This window comes from Sporosarcina luteola (assembly GCF_023715535.1).
In the GTDB taxonomy this organism is placed as follows: domain Bacteria; phylum Bacillota; class Bacilli; order Bacillales_A; family Planococcaceae; genus Sporosarcina; species Sporosarcina luteola_B.
The window spans coordinates 14,840-29,717 of record NZ_JAMBOI010000017.1 but is presented as its reverse complement, the minus strand read 5'-3'; the positions used below and the strand labels follow the sequence as shown (position 1 = coordinate 29,717).

At 40.3% G+C, this 14,878-nt stretch carries 13 protein-coding genes and 1 pseudogene; 4 read left to right on the top strand and 10 right to left on the bottom strand.

Annotated features, from left to right (window positions below):
- Nucleotides 1-269: 269 nt before the first annotated feature.
- The 4 genes from M3191_RS17350 to M3191_RS17335 all read right to left on the bottom strand — a co-directional run bounded on the left by M3191_RS17350 (nucleotide 270) and on the right by M3191_RS17335 (nucleotide 4,546).
- Entirely contained in the window at nucleotides 270-1,721 is a 1,452-nt protein-coding gene (locus M3191_RS17350) for a YfcC family protein (protein ID WP_251701596.1), read from the bottom strand.
- 399 nt (nucleotides 1,722-2,120) lie between these two features.
- A complete protein-coding gene (locus M3191_RS17345; protein ID WP_251701595.1) occupies nucleotides 2,121-2,693 on the bottom strand; it encodes an HAD family acid phosphatase in 573 nt (190 codons plus the stop codon).
- Nucleotides 2,694-2,703: 10 nt separating this feature from the next.
- Nucleotides 2,704-3,801, bottom strand: coding sequence for a bifunctional diaminohydroxyphosphoribosylaminopyrimidine deaminase/5-amino-6-(5-phosphoribosylamino)uracil reductase RibD (ribD, locus tag M3191_RS17340; protein WP_251701594.1), 1,098 nt, complete (start codon nucleotides 3,799-3,801; stop codon nucleotides 2,704-2,706).
- Nucleotides 3,794-4,546 (bottom strand): GTP cyclohydrolase II, encoded by a 753-nt coding sequence (locus tag M3191_RS17335; RefSeq protein WP_251701593.1) that lies wholly within the window; start codon nucleotides 4,544-4,546, stop codon nucleotides 3,794-3,796. Before M3191_RS17335 ends, ribD begins: the two co-directional genes overlap by 8 nt.
- Before the next feature lie 434 nt (nucleotides 4,547-4,980).
- Between M3191_RS17335 and M3191_RS17330 the strand changes: the two genes are divergently transcribed.
- Nucleotides 4,981-5,355: a DoxX family protein gene (locus M3191_RS17330; RefSeq protein ID WP_251701592.1), complete on the top strand. Its 375-nt coding sequence runs from the start codon at nucleotides 4,981-4,983 to the stop codon at nucleotides 5,353-5,355.
- Nucleotides 5,356-5,435: 80 nt separating this feature from the next.
- Here the strand turns inward: M3191_RS17330 and M3191_RS17325 are convergent, their stop codons facing one another.
- Nucleotides 5,436-6,314: a LysR family transcriptional regulator gene (locus tag M3191_RS17325; protein WP_251701591.1), complete on the bottom strand. Its 879-nt coding sequence runs from the start codon at nucleotides 6,312-6,314 to the stop codon at nucleotides 5,436-5,438.
- A gap of 139 nt (nucleotides 6,315-6,453) precedes the next feature.
- On the opposite strand from M3191_RS17325, the gene M3191_RS17320 reads away from it, so the two are divergent.
- A complete protein-coding gene (locus M3191_RS17320) occupies nucleotides 6,454-7,431 on the top strand; it encodes a DMT family transporter (RefSeq protein WP_251692922.1) in 978 nt (325 codons plus the stop codon).
- A 63-nt stretch (nucleotides 7,432-7,494) separates the two neighbouring features.
- Here M3191_RS17320 and yiaA read toward each other — a convergent pair whose 3' ends face one another.
- Nucleotides 7,495-7,965 (bottom strand): inner membrane protein YiaA, encoded by a 471-nt coding sequence (yiaA, locus tag M3191_RS17315; RefSeq protein ID WP_251692924.1) that lies wholly within the window; start codon nucleotides 7,963-7,965, stop codon nucleotides 7,495-7,497.
- A gap of 408 nt (nucleotides 7,966-8,373) precedes the next feature.
- On the opposite strand from yiaA, the gene M3191_RS17310 reads away from it, so the two are divergent.
- Nucleotides 8,374-8,727, top strand: a complete 354-nt coding sequence (locus M3191_RS17310) for a hypothetical protein (protein ID WP_251701590.1) — start codon at nucleotides 8,374-8,376, stop codon at nucleotides 8,725-8,727.
- 400 nt (nucleotides 8,728-9,127) lie between these two features.
- On the opposite strand, the pseudogene M3191_RS18790 reads toward M3191_RS17310, so the two are convergent.
- The 4 genes and pseudogenes from M3191_RS18790 to helD form a co-directional block, all read right to left on the bottom strand.
- A pseudogene (locus M3191_RS18790) lies at nucleotides 9,128-9,238 on the bottom strand (DMT family transporter); the annotation flags it as partial.
- A gap of 147 nt (nucleotides 9,239-9,385) precedes the next feature.
- Nucleotides 9,386-9,919, bottom strand: coding sequence for a hypothetical protein (locus M3191_RS17305; RefSeq protein WP_251701589.1), 534 nt, complete (start codon nucleotides 9,917-9,919; stop codon nucleotides 9,386-9,388).
- Between the two features lie 118 nt (nucleotides 9,920-10,037).
- Nucleotides 10,038-10,730, bottom strand: coding sequence for a hypothetical protein (locus M3191_RS17300; protein WP_251701588.1), 693 nt, complete (start codon nucleotides 10,728-10,730; stop codon nucleotides 10,038-10,040).
- A gap of 117 nt (nucleotides 10,731-10,847) precedes the next feature.
- A complete protein-coding gene (gene helD, locus M3191_RS17295) occupies nucleotides 10,848-13,187 on the bottom strand; it encodes an RNA polymerase recycling motor HelD (protein WP_251701587.1) in 2,340 nt (779 codons plus the stop codon).
- Nucleotides 13,188-13,565: 378 nt separating this feature from the next.
- Between helD and M3191_RS17290 the strand changes: the two genes are divergently transcribed.
- Complete coding sequence (locus tag M3191_RS17290) at nucleotides 13,566-14,873, top strand: ABC transporter substrate-binding protein (RefSeq protein WP_251701586.1); 1,308 nt, start codon at nucleotides 13,566-13,568, stop codon at nucleotides 14,871-14,873.
- The last annotated feature ends 5 nt before the right edge of the window (nucleotides 14,874-14,878 follow it).

Genomic DNA, 14,878 nt, shown 5'->3' with positions numbered 1-14,878 from the left:
CTTGTGATGGTTTTTCAGCAAGGATAACTGGTTTCATCAGTACACCTCTTTTCCTAGTAGTGAAACATTTGTTCTTTCATTATCGCATAGATGGGGGAGGTTTTCTATTTGGATTTGATGGGGAAGGAAGGGGATTGCATATGTCTATTTTTAATAATTGTGGTAAACGAAACAGGTATTAAAAAGACTGGGTGCGTCAACACCCAGTCAATGCCGCTATGTTACACTTTGGAAAAACTCAGTAAGTGACAGGCGCCCTTGGGGATTGTTCATCCTGTCCACTGAGTAAGTTGAGCAATAACTAAATATGTGATAGAGAGTCCAGCAAATATCAAAAACAATGGTAAAAAGAATCGAACCCATTTTTGCCACGTAACACCAGCAAGCGCTAAAGCTGCCATAAAGTATCCTGATGTCGGGTAAAGAATATGTGAAAACCCATCTCCGAGCTGGAATGCAAGAATTGCTGTTTGCCTAGTAACCCCGATTATGTCTGATAATGGAGCCATAATCGGCATTGTAACAAGTGCTTGTCCACTTCCAGAAGGTATAATGAAATTCAGAAGCAATTGTACTAGATACATTCCCACTGCACCAAGTACAGGTGGAAATTCTCCAACTAATAAGCCTAAGGAATGAACAATGGTATCCATGATATTACCATTTTCCAAAACGACCGAAACGGATCGGGCAACCCCTACAATCATTGCACCGACTAACACGTCACGAAAACCTTCGTTAAATGCTTCACTAACTTGCAATGTTGATAAGCCTGCAATAAGCCCTACTGCAATCCCCATAAAGATAAATAGTCCTGACATTTCAACCATAAACCATCCAAGGTTTAAAACCCCGTAGATTAATATTCCAAAGAAAGCTAGTGCCACAACTGAAGCAAGCTTTTGCCTCGTATTCATTGATCTTTCTTCACTTATATCTCCACGTTCATATAGTTTCCTTTTTTCTAAATCGTCCTCATATACAATACTTAATGTCGGATCATTCTTGACCTTTTTCGCATATCTCATCGTATAAATTACGGCGACGATAACTGAAATGATTAGAATAACCACACGATATCCTGCTCCGGAAAATAGTTCAACATCTGATACTTGTTGTGCGATTCCTGTATTTGCAGGTGTTAAAACTCCTGCTGTGTAGCCAACGCCAGTTCCTATTAAAGCTATAGCCGCTGCTACCATCGAATCATAACCAAGCATAATCATTAAAGGTAAAATAACTGGTATGTAAACTAAACTTAATTCAGGTACACCAATTAAAGCAGAAACTAATGCAAAAATAGAAAGCAAAACAGGAATGATAAAGATACTCCGCTTAGAAAACCTTCTGGATAATTTGTCAACACTGATTTCAATGATCCCTGTCTTACGAAGGACCATGAACATTCCACCAATAACAAATGTGAAAAACACAATTTCACCAGCTGATAAAAGACCCTTCGGAAAGGCAAGCATAAAATCAGTAATTGACACTGGCGTTTTTTCTACTAACTCAAATGAAGTAGGGTCAATCGTTTCGCGCCCATTTGGACCGGGAATTCTTTCATATTGACCTGCTGGCACAAGATAGGTTGCTATAGCAGCAATTGCACTTAATGTAAATAAAATGACGTAAATGTGTGGTAGTTGAAACTTCCTTTTCTTTTTTTCTACCGGAACTTTCTTTTGACTATCCAAGTTACCCTCTCTCCATTCAATCATCTATTATTTTCCCTGGTTTCTAAAAAGCCATCCCCCTTTTCAACGTAATAAAAAAATTCAATGGTTACTTGCTTAACCTTTTTCAAATCTGCATACTATCATTTATTGCGCTTGCATTTCTGCTTAACTATACGAAAACAGTCGCATTGGCTACAATGGTTTCTCTGTTTGACTTTTCGGATTGACGGTATTTTCGCGCATTAACATAAATTATACCATACTTGGTTTAAGATATCTTGATTGCTTATATTTGTGTAGGTAAGAATTCCTTCAACTTCATACCTGTAAGACAAGACGTAATTAACTTTAGACAGCTCATTGGCGCTGTTAAAACATGCAAAAAGCCCAACCCTTTTTAAAACAGGATTAGGCTTTTAATTAGTAACACGCAGAGTTATTTTACTTCTTTTCTTTGAGTAGTAAATCAAAAAGTTCAGGCCAGTTCGCAATACGTGGAATATCCAAATGTTGATTATAAGGCTGCGTTTTGGCAAACAGTTTCGTCTGACAATCACCTAATGTTTCTAGAACCGCAGGCTTGTCATCGAAATAATAATCAAGTTGCAAATCTTTTATAATGTGAACCTTGTCCTCATCATTCATGCCGTAAAAAAATCGATCTTTGTGGACTGGGAAACCTTGTTCAATCATCCATTCCATTGTACGCTCGCCATGTTCTTTCGGCCTTGCGGTAATATAATAGATTTCATGTCCGTCGTGCTCCAGTTTTTGCAACGTGTCAACTGCATCAGGATAAGAAGGGCACGATGTGAAATAAATCTCTTCTAGTGAACCATTCCACATCTTACCTCCTTCTTCAGCCGTCATGCCGAAGAGCTCATGAATATCAACCTTGTCCAAGGCGTGAAAAAGTTCTATATCCACATTCTGATTCAATTTTTTATTGTATATGTGAAAAGCATGTTCTCGTAAATTAATTAACGTATCATCTATATCGAAACCAAATTTCATAGTAAACCCCTCAGTTTGTTATATATTTCGGATAGCCGGTAAACTTAAAATCTTTCCCGATTTGCGTAATGGTTAGATTTTCGATATCCACGGCATCACGCATCATTTCAACACCAGTACCTTCAAGGAATGTCGGCGCATTTGTGCCTCCAACTAGTTTTGGCGCAATATAAATCTCAACTTTGTCGACAAGCTGCTGTTCAAGAAAAGCTGCGTGAATCGACCCTCCGCCTTCAATTAAGACCGAAGAAACAAGTTTTTCACCAAGAATCCGAACAACATCATTCAAATCGACTTGGCGAGTGCCTGAAGTGTGGAAAACCGCAATGCCCTGTTCCTCCAGCTGTTTCTTAGCCTCTTCATTATACGTAGAAGAAGTGAAGATCCATGTTTTCGCCTGCCCGTCCGTTACAACCTTTGAATGAAGTGGGATGCGCAGCGAGGAATCTAAAACTACGCGAATCGGATTTCTGCCATTTGGGATTCTCGTCGTCAATTCAGGATCATCCTCAATGACTGTATTGACACCGACTAAAATAGCCATATGTTGATTTCTCAATATGTGTACATCGTGTCTTGCTTCGGCGGAAGTTATCCATTTACTATCTGCTGTATGTGTAGCGATTTTTCCGTCCAATGTGCTTCCTGCTTTCATCGTCATGAAAGGCTTCTGCTCAACGATGAATTTATTGAACACTTCATTCATCTTTCGCGATTGCTCCTCCAATACACCGATGACAACTTCAATTCCTGCATCTTCCAAAATTTTAACCCCGTTTCCGGCAACGACCGGGTTTGGATCGAGTGTAGCGATGACGACTTTCTTAATTCCCGCTTCAACAATTGCTACTGCACAAGGGCCGGTCCGCCCATAATGCGAGCATGGCTCAAGGGTGACGTAAATTGTCCCACCTTTTGCCTGCTCACCAGCCATACGAATCGCATGAATTTCAGCATGAGGTTCCCCAGCTTTTAGATGGGTACCAACCCCGACAATTCGGTTGTCATTTACAATCACTGAACCGACAAGAGGGTTTGGATCTGTTTGGCCTTTCATTGCTTGTGCATTATCAAGAGCCAACTTCATATAAAATTCATGGTTAGTCATTGTGATTCCCTTCTTCACCTAAATGGCCGGAACGTTGAATTTTTGTTTGCAAATATTTTTCATTGAACTCGGATTTATCGCCCCATAAAGGTTCTCTTTCCGTAATAGGAAGACCGGCATTCCGCATCGCTTCCAATTTTCTCGGGTTATTCGTCATGAGTTTGACAGGTTTTGTACGTAATTTCTTTAACACACGAATCGCATCTTCGTAATTTCTTGCATCATCGACAAAGCCAAGGCTTTCATTTGCTTCCACTGTATCGTAACCGTTTTCCTGAAGCACATATGCCATCGCTTTGCTAAATAAACCAATTCCACGGCCTTCATGGTTTGCCAGATAGAACAAAGCACCAGTCCCGTGATCGACAATATTTTGCATCGATTGTTTTAACTGATAACCGCAGTCACATCTTTTACTACCGAATATGTCCCCGGTATGGCAGATGGAGTGCATCCGGATGAGTGCATCATCCGCGTTTTCGAAATCTCCGTATACGAGTACGCTTGACTGTTGGTACTCCGCTAAATTGGCGGAAGCCAGTTGATCGATAATTTCTTGGTAGTTATCCGTCACTTGGCATTGATTCAGCCAACAATACCATTGGAAAATAACGGTCTCCCCATACAAATTCACTGGCAATTTAATGGGGCCGACCAAGTAGATCGCTCCTTCACCCGACTTAATCAATTGTATTTTATCTTTTAAGACCTCAAGAACTTGAGGAGCCAATTTCGCATGTACCATAAGATCATTCCTTTTATTTGTAAGATTTTTTGAAAGAGGTTTCCCCGCTTTCAAATTACACTGATGTATATGTTTAACGTAACCATTTCGGTCAGATAGTAACGACCTAAATGCAAAGTGTTTTTAGAACCACCCCTAACTAATAGTATAACTCTCTATACTAACCAACTGAAATATTTCCCGTTAATTAATTACTTGACTATTGCTTGTGTTAATTATATAGTAACTTACGTTAAGTAAGCAACTTACTTTCCTTTTAATTTAATTATTAATTTACATCTTGTTTGGAGGTGAGTGCTTTTATGGGGAATGTTAGCGACCTAGGTGGCGCCAATCGTGAGGAAAGCAACAAGACAAGAAAACGTACTGTAGGCGTGTAAATAATAGTCAGAAAAACATCTTAGACAGGAGAGAATGAATAATGGAACGTAAATATGAGAGTAGTTTTAGGGATAACATTCTTAATCCATGGGGTTGCAAAATTCCAAATGGGTCTTGGAAATGTAGCAGGTTGGTTTGAAAGCATTGGGATTTTAGGTTTCTTAGGCTATGTAGTTGCTTTTATTGAACTCCTTGGAGGAATTGCATTAATCCTAGGAATCGGAACAAGAATCTTCTCAGCTTTAATTGCAATTGTGATGGTGGGAGCGATCTTTACATCTAAATTGTCCCTAGGTTTTATGGGAGCAGAAGCTGCAGGATATGAACTAGATGTAGCTTTATTAGCAATGGCGGTTGTTCTATTGATTAGTGGAAGCCAATTGCTATCTTTAAATAACAAGATTTTCGGACCTGAAAAAGCCGCATAATAAGTTGATTGAAAAAAGCCTAATCTCTCTTCTGGAAACAACAGAGAAATTAGGCTTTTTCTATATTTTACGAGGGCTTTTTACTTCGCTAGCGGGTAAGCCATTTCCCCATCGACCTGCTCGAACGTTTCGATAAACTTTTCGAGTGTAGATGTTAAATAAGCGTCTTTTCTACGTATAAACACTGTATTGACTTTGCTATATTTCTCAGGCAAGTAGTGGCAGTGGACGAGTCCTCTTTCTTCCAAATGGGCAACGGCTGATTTGGGGACGAACGTAATGCCAAGCCCCATCGTAACGCTTCCCAAAATCGTTTCCAACGTCCCGAACTCCATCAGTTTTTGTGGTGTTATGTTCTGATCTTTATACCAATTTGCCAGTCTTGCCCGGTAACCGCATCCTTCACTAAAGCAAAGGATTGGCTCCCCTATAAGTTGTTCAAGTGAAGTCTTCGTCTTATCTGAGATCAGGACGAGCTCCTCTTGAAAAACGTCATGGGAAACTAATTCAGGATGGTGATCGATTTCTGTTACGAATGCACCGTCCAATCGGTGATGTAATACATCGTTTTGGAGTTGGTGTGTAACGCCTGTAAGGAGTGATAAGTCTACATTTTTATACTTTTTATTATAGGCAGCTAATATAACCGGCAATTTCATAACGGTTTCGACAGTTCCAATCTCAAGTTTGCCCGCTGGTTCAGTTTTGCTTTGAACAACTTTTTTCATTTCATTTGTTAGATCTAGAATTTTCTCGGAATAGACCAGTAGTTTTTTTCCTTCAGGTGTTAGCGTCATTCCGCGGCTATGGCGGTTAAATAGAGCTGTATTCATTTCAGTCTCAAGTTTTTTTATTCTAGAGGTGATATTGGATTGGACGTAACTTAATTCTTTTGCAGCTTCGGTAATCGTACCTTTTTGTGCAACCATTTGAAAAATCTCTAAGTCTTTAAATTCCATATGATCACTCCTATCAGCTGACACTTTTTCTATGATATCACTAATTGAGATGGAGGACATCATTAATGTTCATTTTGAGAGATACCGAACCTGTGGTTTAATGTTATACGGAGATAGTAAGCAGAGGAGATAGAACATCATGAAGAACACTGTAGTATGGGCTGCTATTTTATGCTTGATATCCGCAATATCCTGGGGAGCAATGTTTCCCGTAGCGAATCATGCGTTTCACCATATAGACCCATTTTATTTTACACTTTTACGTTATGGTTTTGTAACGATCATTTTAGTTGTCTGGTTGTTATGGAAGGAAGGGAAGCAAGCTTTTCGCTTTGAAGGGAAGGGACTGCTCCTCTGGTTTTTCGGAACAATGGCCTTTGCGGTATATAATTTACTCATTTTCTGGGGACAGGATCTATTAGGCAACCCAGGTACAATGATTGCCTCTATTATGGAATCATTAATGCCGATGATATCTATCATTATTGCTTGGGTGTTTATAAAACAACGGCCTCATGCATTTACGATGTTTTGCGTGGTTATTGGCTTCGTTGGTGCATCGCTAGTCGTAACAAAAGGTGATATAGGTGCCTTTTTTACAGCATCTAATGCCATCATTCCATCTTTATTGATCTTTATCGCAGTCGTTGGGTGGGTTGTGTACACAATTGGTGGTACCCGATTCAGTAACGATGGCTGGTCTGCATTGCGTTATTCCGCATTAAGCTGTTTGCTCGGAACGGCTACTGCGGCTGTTGTCGTAATTGGAGTGACGCTTACAGGATATGTCTCGGTTCCAACCGTCGAAACGTTGACCATTACAAGCCCTCATATCGCTTTTATGGTAATCTTCCCAGGTGTTATTGCACTGGTCGGGTGGAACTACGGCGTGAGTGTTATCACGCCGTTGAACGGGTTGTTATTTCTTAACTTTGTACCCGTCACAACGTTAGTCATTCAAATTTTTCAAGGCGCAAGTGTCACAGCTTATGATTATATCGGTACCGTTTTCATTATTATTTCCTTACTGTTAAACAATATTTTTCTTCGGTTACAGCAGAAGAAAAGGGAATCGAAAGAGGATTTCAGAGGCAGATTGCAGGAAACGGAAGCATAACAAAGGGGCTGTCTCAGAAAATCAGTTTTCACTGAATTTCTGGACAGCCCCTAAAAGTTATCTTTACTCTAACCCTCTAGCTTTCTGCGTATCTCTGACATTTTTCTGGACGGTGATAGCCGCAAATATACTCAGAACGAAAGCCATGGCATAAAACCCTTTTTCACTTAAGACAATACTGCCTGCATTGTATAGACCAATGCCCATTAATGAAATCGATATAACTAGTGCAAGCCAACTGATGCCGTAGTAAATATTCGTAACGGGAATTCCTTCATCTTTATCCCTTACGGCTTTTTGTAAAGACACAGACGAATAGAGTCCGAATATCAATATTGCAAAATAATACCCTTTTTCATTCAGCTCCATTCCTGCATTGAACAACCCTATCAGATAAGCCGAGCCCCCAATAAGCAGAGCTGCCCAGGAAGCACCTTTGAAAGCCGCAGTTGGTTCTCCGTCTTTTCTTTCCACTTTCATTTTCGATTCATGTGGTTTATCCCTGTCAAATAAATCTTCAATTTCATTCTTCATTGAAAATTCACCATCCCTTTACGATTATCATATCCAAAGGGGTTTAAATCGGCAACATATTTTTCCAAGTATCGGTGTTTTCGCTAATACTCTGTTCATTCTCTGGGGGTAAATAACGTAAGCTTTTTATTAGGTCGATAGGAAAGACACAAGGAGAGATATGTAATAAGTTTCATATAGTGAAAAAAGTAGAGTAGTTATATCGGGATACAAGATATCTTTAGTTAGATTCAGTGTATATTGACAAATAGTTTAAAGCGTTAGTGTAATCAAGTGGTTTCCAATTATTTAAAAGTTATTGGAAAGCTATTGGCTATTTGTCTCATCAATAATCTTGGTATGCCGTATGAAGTAGCTGGTCCATCTAGCAGTGGGCGTATAAGAGCCAATTAATAAGGTGGTTGCCGAATGAGGAATTGGAAAACTGTAGTGACTTTGGTTATAATAGCAATTGGATTGCCCATCCTCTTATTAAGCTCCAAATCCAATAAGGAACCTTTTGAGAAGTATGTATTAGGTGATGCTAGTATTAAAATCTATGTTGATGGGAATAACTATCAACCCGTCCTCAGAGAAGGTTTTATTTTTAAAAAGAAAACCACTGCGTCACAAATATATCGAACTAATCAAGACGTATATTTTGATTATACTGTTTTCAATATGGGTGAAATGGATATTATAGTTGGAGCTGTGCAAAATAATGAAGTGAAGAAGATAGTCTATCAGGTATCATTTGAAATTAGAGAAAAATGTAGAAAGTGATAAACTGTTTGTTCTGTTTCTGCCTTCGGATGCAAATCTACGACAGCTGTCTATTGAACATCCATTAATTATTTTAAAGCAAGGACAGACTGTTGAATACCCTCATAAGAAACTTCCGTAATATCTAGGAGCAGGATAGCCCCTTCTTTCATTCAAGTATTCCAAGGTGTAAGCATCGCGGCCTATGATTAAATAGGCACCATTTTCATTATCATATCGCTGCTTTTATATAGTATGTACCTTAGATTTCGTAGTAAGAAAAAGGAACCGTAAACGAGATTTAAAGGTACATTACAAGAAACGGAAGCATAACAAAAGGGGTGTCCAGAAAGTCAGTGAAAACTTACTTTCTGGGCAACCCTTTTCTGTATTATGGTGTTTTTTTATTTACCGCTAGCAATCAAATCATGCCGATGATACAGGCGGTGCCGATCCATTGAAAAAATACAAATGGCTCTTGTAATCAAAAGACTGTAGTCATCACCGCGGCTAAAGGCTCTAAATTGCCAAAATTTAGTGTGTATGGTCCGCGGGCACTCTGTATTGAGGTTTCTAAAATTGCGGGAGTAAGTTACAGTTTTATAAGGTGGTTGTCTACTGGGTTTAGTGGAAACCTAGGATACTCGCTACCTGCAAAATTTATAACTTGCGTCCTCTGCTATTTAATCGGCAATAAACGACTATTGTCAGTTTTAATATAGATTTTTCCATCTATTTCAACCGTTTTTACTATATTTTCCTTGAACATTATTATGCCACGTTCCTCAACGACTTTTGAGTCTTTTTTAAAGAGAACGGGGGTAATGGATTTATATATAGTGTACTTAGTATAAATAACATCTTCAATTAGTGGTGTTTTTGAATTCTTCTTTTCAGAGATTAAGTACGGTTTTGCAAGAATATTATTATTTTCGACATAAGCTGTATAAATAGGCTGTACGCGAAATGACCAGTTACACCACATGAGTACGATGATTGCTACAAGAATTGTGCGTACATTCAACATATTTAAGTTTTCTTTATTTATTAACATGTGAATAGAAGTAGGTAAAGAAAAGAGGGCAATCAATGCCATCCATTTATCAATAATTGTTCTATTGACTACAATAGCAAATCCAAAAAACTTCATGATAAGAAACAATAGAACGATGGAGGATAAGGTTAAGGAAGCGATATATATCATTTTTTTCATTTTGTCACTCTACCATAATAAAAAGCACCCGTATGCTCGACTGCAATAAGTTGAAATAAGGGGTACTTCCATCGGAGTTTCCAAGGATTCCATGGTGCGAGAAGAAGTCGGGAGTTAATCAATCATCCATCCTACTCGATTTCCCTGTGCCAAAGGCTTCCATTTTGGAAACCTTGTCGCCTTTCAATAGATGGGTCACGCCAAACGTTTCGCCTTGCCCGTCATGATTAAGCGCAACGTCAAGGTCATTCGCTAGCTGCTTCAAGTATTCGAACGATTGTCTCATATTATGATGGACCGGTTTCCATTTGTCGGAAAGAGATGTATCTTCCTTTGCTCGCCCGTACGAGTCTAAATGAGCCGTGCGAACAAATTGTTCATGCAATATCCAATTCGCAAACATGGTCAAATTATCATATTCAATTCCAAATTCAGTGCCACTTAAATCTTCTGTATTTGGGTACAAGTCCTTGACTTGTTGTGCTTTCAAGTAATATTCGAACCCTTCGTCGTAGTTCGCTTCTATCAAACGAGGATCATCCAACGGTGCGGAAAGGATTGCATTTATTTCAGAAATCCACATGCCGATTTCTTCCTTGTCGTAGGCTTTAGTTAGGGGTTCGGTCGATTCCTTTGTTTCTTCTACAACCTTTATGTTCTCTATATCGTTGTCAGCTTTTGCGTGCTCCATTTTTATGTTCTCTATTTCGTTGTCGGCGCTTACGTTCTTCATACCCGTGTATATACATACCACCGTGATTGAAATACCAGTCACAAGAACAATCGAACCTATTAATAATTTGGATTTCATGTAATTTCCCCTCCTCTGAATTTATATATAGAATATCAAAAATATTTAAACTACGCCTACAAAAGGACGCCAGTTTTATATCCGGAGTTCCCGAAGAACTTCACAATTTTGAAGTTTCTATTTAGCTAAGATGAAACAATCCCGTGGAACGGTTTCTAACAGCGGGGTAGGTTCTCCAACGCTGTACAGTTGCAAATCATGCATCGCCCTTGTGCATGCGGTATAGAAAATCCTGCGAAGGCTCTCGTCGCAGTAAACATGCTTCGATGCATCATAAATAATGACGGCGTCGAATTCGATGCCTTTAGCCAAATATGCTGGTACGACAATGACACCTTGCTCATATTCCATTGAACCGATCCTTAACAGCTTGATGTCATCAATTGCCGATAAGGCTTCAAATGCACTTCTGCTTTCATCGGCTGATTTGCATATGATTGCAATGGTGTTATAGCCGGCGTCTTGGTAATCAGCGACTTTGGAAACGATGCTGCGGTACAGCTCTACATGATTGTCCACTTGCTTCAGAACTGGCATGTCGCCTTCGCGTTCGAAGGGGACGATCTGATCTCCATTTGGCACTAGTTTCCGTGTAAACTCAATGATCGGCTTTGTGGATCGGTAGCTTCTTGCCATATTGATCACTTCCGTTTCATCGGAACTAAATATATTTGTAAGTATATTGAAATCAGAAGTATCACTTGCATGGGCAAATATCGCCTGATTAAAATCACCTAACACCGTCATCTTGGCAGATGGAAACAGTCGTCTCAAAAACTCGAATTGAAAAGGTGAATAATCTTGCGCTTCGTCAACGACGATATGTTTAATTGTACGATTTGCCTGAAATCCCTTGATAAGCTCATTCAATAATAAAAATGGCGTAGCATCTTCGTAATGCAATTGATCTTCATCCAACATGGTTAGGGTAGCTTGGCAGATGGCTGGCCATTCCGCAGGTGTGTCCCCGTTCATCCATTGTTTTATTGCCAAAGGATCGGTGAATAGCTGCTTATAGATGCCCTTCATGTCGATGAACTCAAATTCCCGCACCTGTTTCCGTAAAGGCTTCAATCTTTGCTGTACAATCAACTGGGCCAGTTCTTTGGTGTCCATCTCATAATCGGCGATGGAGTCTCTTTTAAACCCTCGCTTTTTTGCTAAGTACGCATGTGCTTTATTATATTCCTCATCGCTAAGCAGTTCGATTCTCTCCTGCACCCACGATTCATGCTGTTCAACTTTTTGTGCTTCTTTTAGTTTGTTCAGCAGCCAATCCTTCAGCTTTTCAAGCCGATTATGGAAGCGGAGGGAAGTGTCTTTCCGGTTAAACCGTTCGGCAATTTGCTCCCCGGATACAATCGGTTTTCCTCGTAAGAGCAAGTCTTTGAATAGCATGCCGGATACCTCTAATGATTCTCTATAGGCTTCAATCGCTTCGAAGAAGAGGGGGGAAGCCTTGAATCGGATGCTTGCTGCCCTTGACTGATAGGAAGGAGAATCCGTTGCAGTTAGAACGTATTCTAATTGATCATATGGATTTTCAACTTGATAATTCTTGCTTAACCGATGACTTACATATTCCTGAAATGTGACTTGTTGCATATTCTCTTCACCGAGCTCGGGCAGTACATTGGACACGTAGCTGTTGAACAATGTGTTCGGTGAAAATAGAATGATCTGGTCGGCATTCAGACTGTCACGGTATTTGTAGAGCAAATAAGCGATCCGTTGCAAGGCGGCTGATGTCTTACCGCTGCCGGCAGGTCCATGAACGATAAGAAGCTTTCGGTGATCATGCCGGATGATTCTGTTTTGCTCTTGTTGAATCGTAGCAACGATGCTGTGCATATGTTTGTCAGTGCCTTTGCCTAGCACTTGCTGCAGTACCTCGTCTCCAATTGTGAGACTCGTGTCAAACATCGATTGCAGAACTCCGCCGCGAATAAGATATTGCCACTTTTTCTCCAATCTGCCTTGGATTACGCCGCCGGGGGTTACATATGAAGCGTCGCCTGGCTGATAATCATAGTAGACACTAGAAATCGGTGCCCGCCAGTCGTAGATAAGGAAGTCTTCACCACTGTCATCAGATAACGTGGCAATTCCAATATAGACTTGTTCTTCAGTTGTCTCGCCTTCTTCAATGAAATCAATTCGGCCAAAGTATGGAGCTTCGCTCATCCGATGCAATGTCGCCAATCGTTTGGAAGCATGACGATGAGTCGTTTGGCTGACAGCCAGTGCTTGCGCTTCTTGTCGTAATCCGATAATTGTTTCTAGGTAATCGTCAAACGTATCCAAATTGACTTTGACTTCATCCCAGAAATGCTTTCGGATCTGTACAACCTCATTCCGTTGACGTGACGTGTCCTCCTCCAATTGGCGAATCCGTCCCGTAATGACTTTCATAACTTCGTCCACTCTTTGCTGCTCCTGCTGAAAATTTGATTCCATTGCAAACACTCCTTTAAAAAAAATGAGTAAAAGGGTTGACCGGCAAATAGGTTTTGTTGTATACTTAAAGTAGGGATAATATATTCATATAAATTAAATGAGGTCTATCTTTATAAACTTACCATAAAATATCGTTCTGTTCAATGGGCGAACCTAATTCTATAATTATTGATTACTACAACCTCTTCTCGAGCAACTTCGGGAAGGGGTTTTTTGTTGTGAAGTTTGAATCATTATATGAGGCAGATTACTAATAGTAAGCGTGAATTTTCGATTTTTTCATAGGAATAGGTTTATTGAAAGGCTAACTGGGTAAGTAGATAGGTAGGTAAGTAAATTTTAGTAAGAAGTGCTTCAAATTGAGGAGGAGATGAGGAAGTGTTCAGGAAAAAACTTATGCCGCTGTTCTTTGTATTGTTGCTGATCCTGTCAGGATGTGCCGGCTTCAAGACCGGAGACAGTAAGAGCGCGGACAGCGGGGATAAAGTTGTTATCGATTTTTGGAGCTTCTGGGGCTCTGAGATCAGGCGTCCGGTCATCGATAAGATCGTAGCGGATTTCAATGAATCACAGGATAAGATTGAAGTGAAGCATACATTTGTTCCATGGGGAGACATATGGACGAAGGAGCTGGCGGCAATCGCGGCCAAGAACCCGCCTGATGTCGTCATTAACGACATCAATGCAACAGCGCTCCGCGGCCAGAAGAATCAAGCGATGAACCTATCGCGGTTCCTGGAAAAAGACGATATTTCAGATCGATTCTATGAAGAACTTTGGAATGCAACCCTTTACGAAGGAGATTCATATGGCATTCCCTTCAATACAGATACAAGAATTCTATTTTACAATAAAACAGCTTTCAAAGAGGCTGGACTAGACCCGGAAAAGCCACCTGCTACTTGGGAAGAGCTTTGGGAGTATGCTGAAAAACTGGATGTTAAGAACGGAGATACATATGACCGGATCGGGTTTTATCCGCTTTGGGGAGTAAACTCGGATGTTTGGATGCTAAACTCAGACGGAAAAAACTTCTTCGATGAAGATGGTGTACCGATCATCGATACGGAAGCGAACCGTGAAACGCTTGAATGGGTAATGGATTGGCATGAGAAATACGGGGCCAATACGATCAATTCCTATAAGTCGCAAATCGACAGCCAGCAAGGGAACCCGTTCTTTAACGGCAAGCTTGCGATGTATGTGAATACACCGACATTTTACACGCAAATCCGTGACTATGCACCGGACCTCGATTTCGGTGTAGCGATGTTGCCTGAACGTGAGCCGGGAAGCGGCAATACAAGTTGGGGCGGGGGTTTCGTCGCTGAGATTCCGCAAGGTTCTAAGCATCCGGAAGAAGCTTGGGAATTCATCAAGCATTTGACGGATGTAGAAGCACAGGAATACTGGGCTGTGAAAAACTTTGACAACGTCGCGAATATCAAAGCTGCCGAAAATGCGGCTAAAAACAGCGAGATGCCTGATAAGGACAAGGTAGTTTATCAAATGGCAATTGATAATATGGAAAATACTCTCCTTACACCTGTCCCTGTCCATGCACCGGATTTCATGAACTTGGTCAATCCTGAATTGGATTCGATTCTTCTTGGAAAAAAATCTATTGAACAAGGATTGAAGGACGCACAGCAATCCCTTGAAAAACTGATAGAGAAAAGCAAGTGAACGGA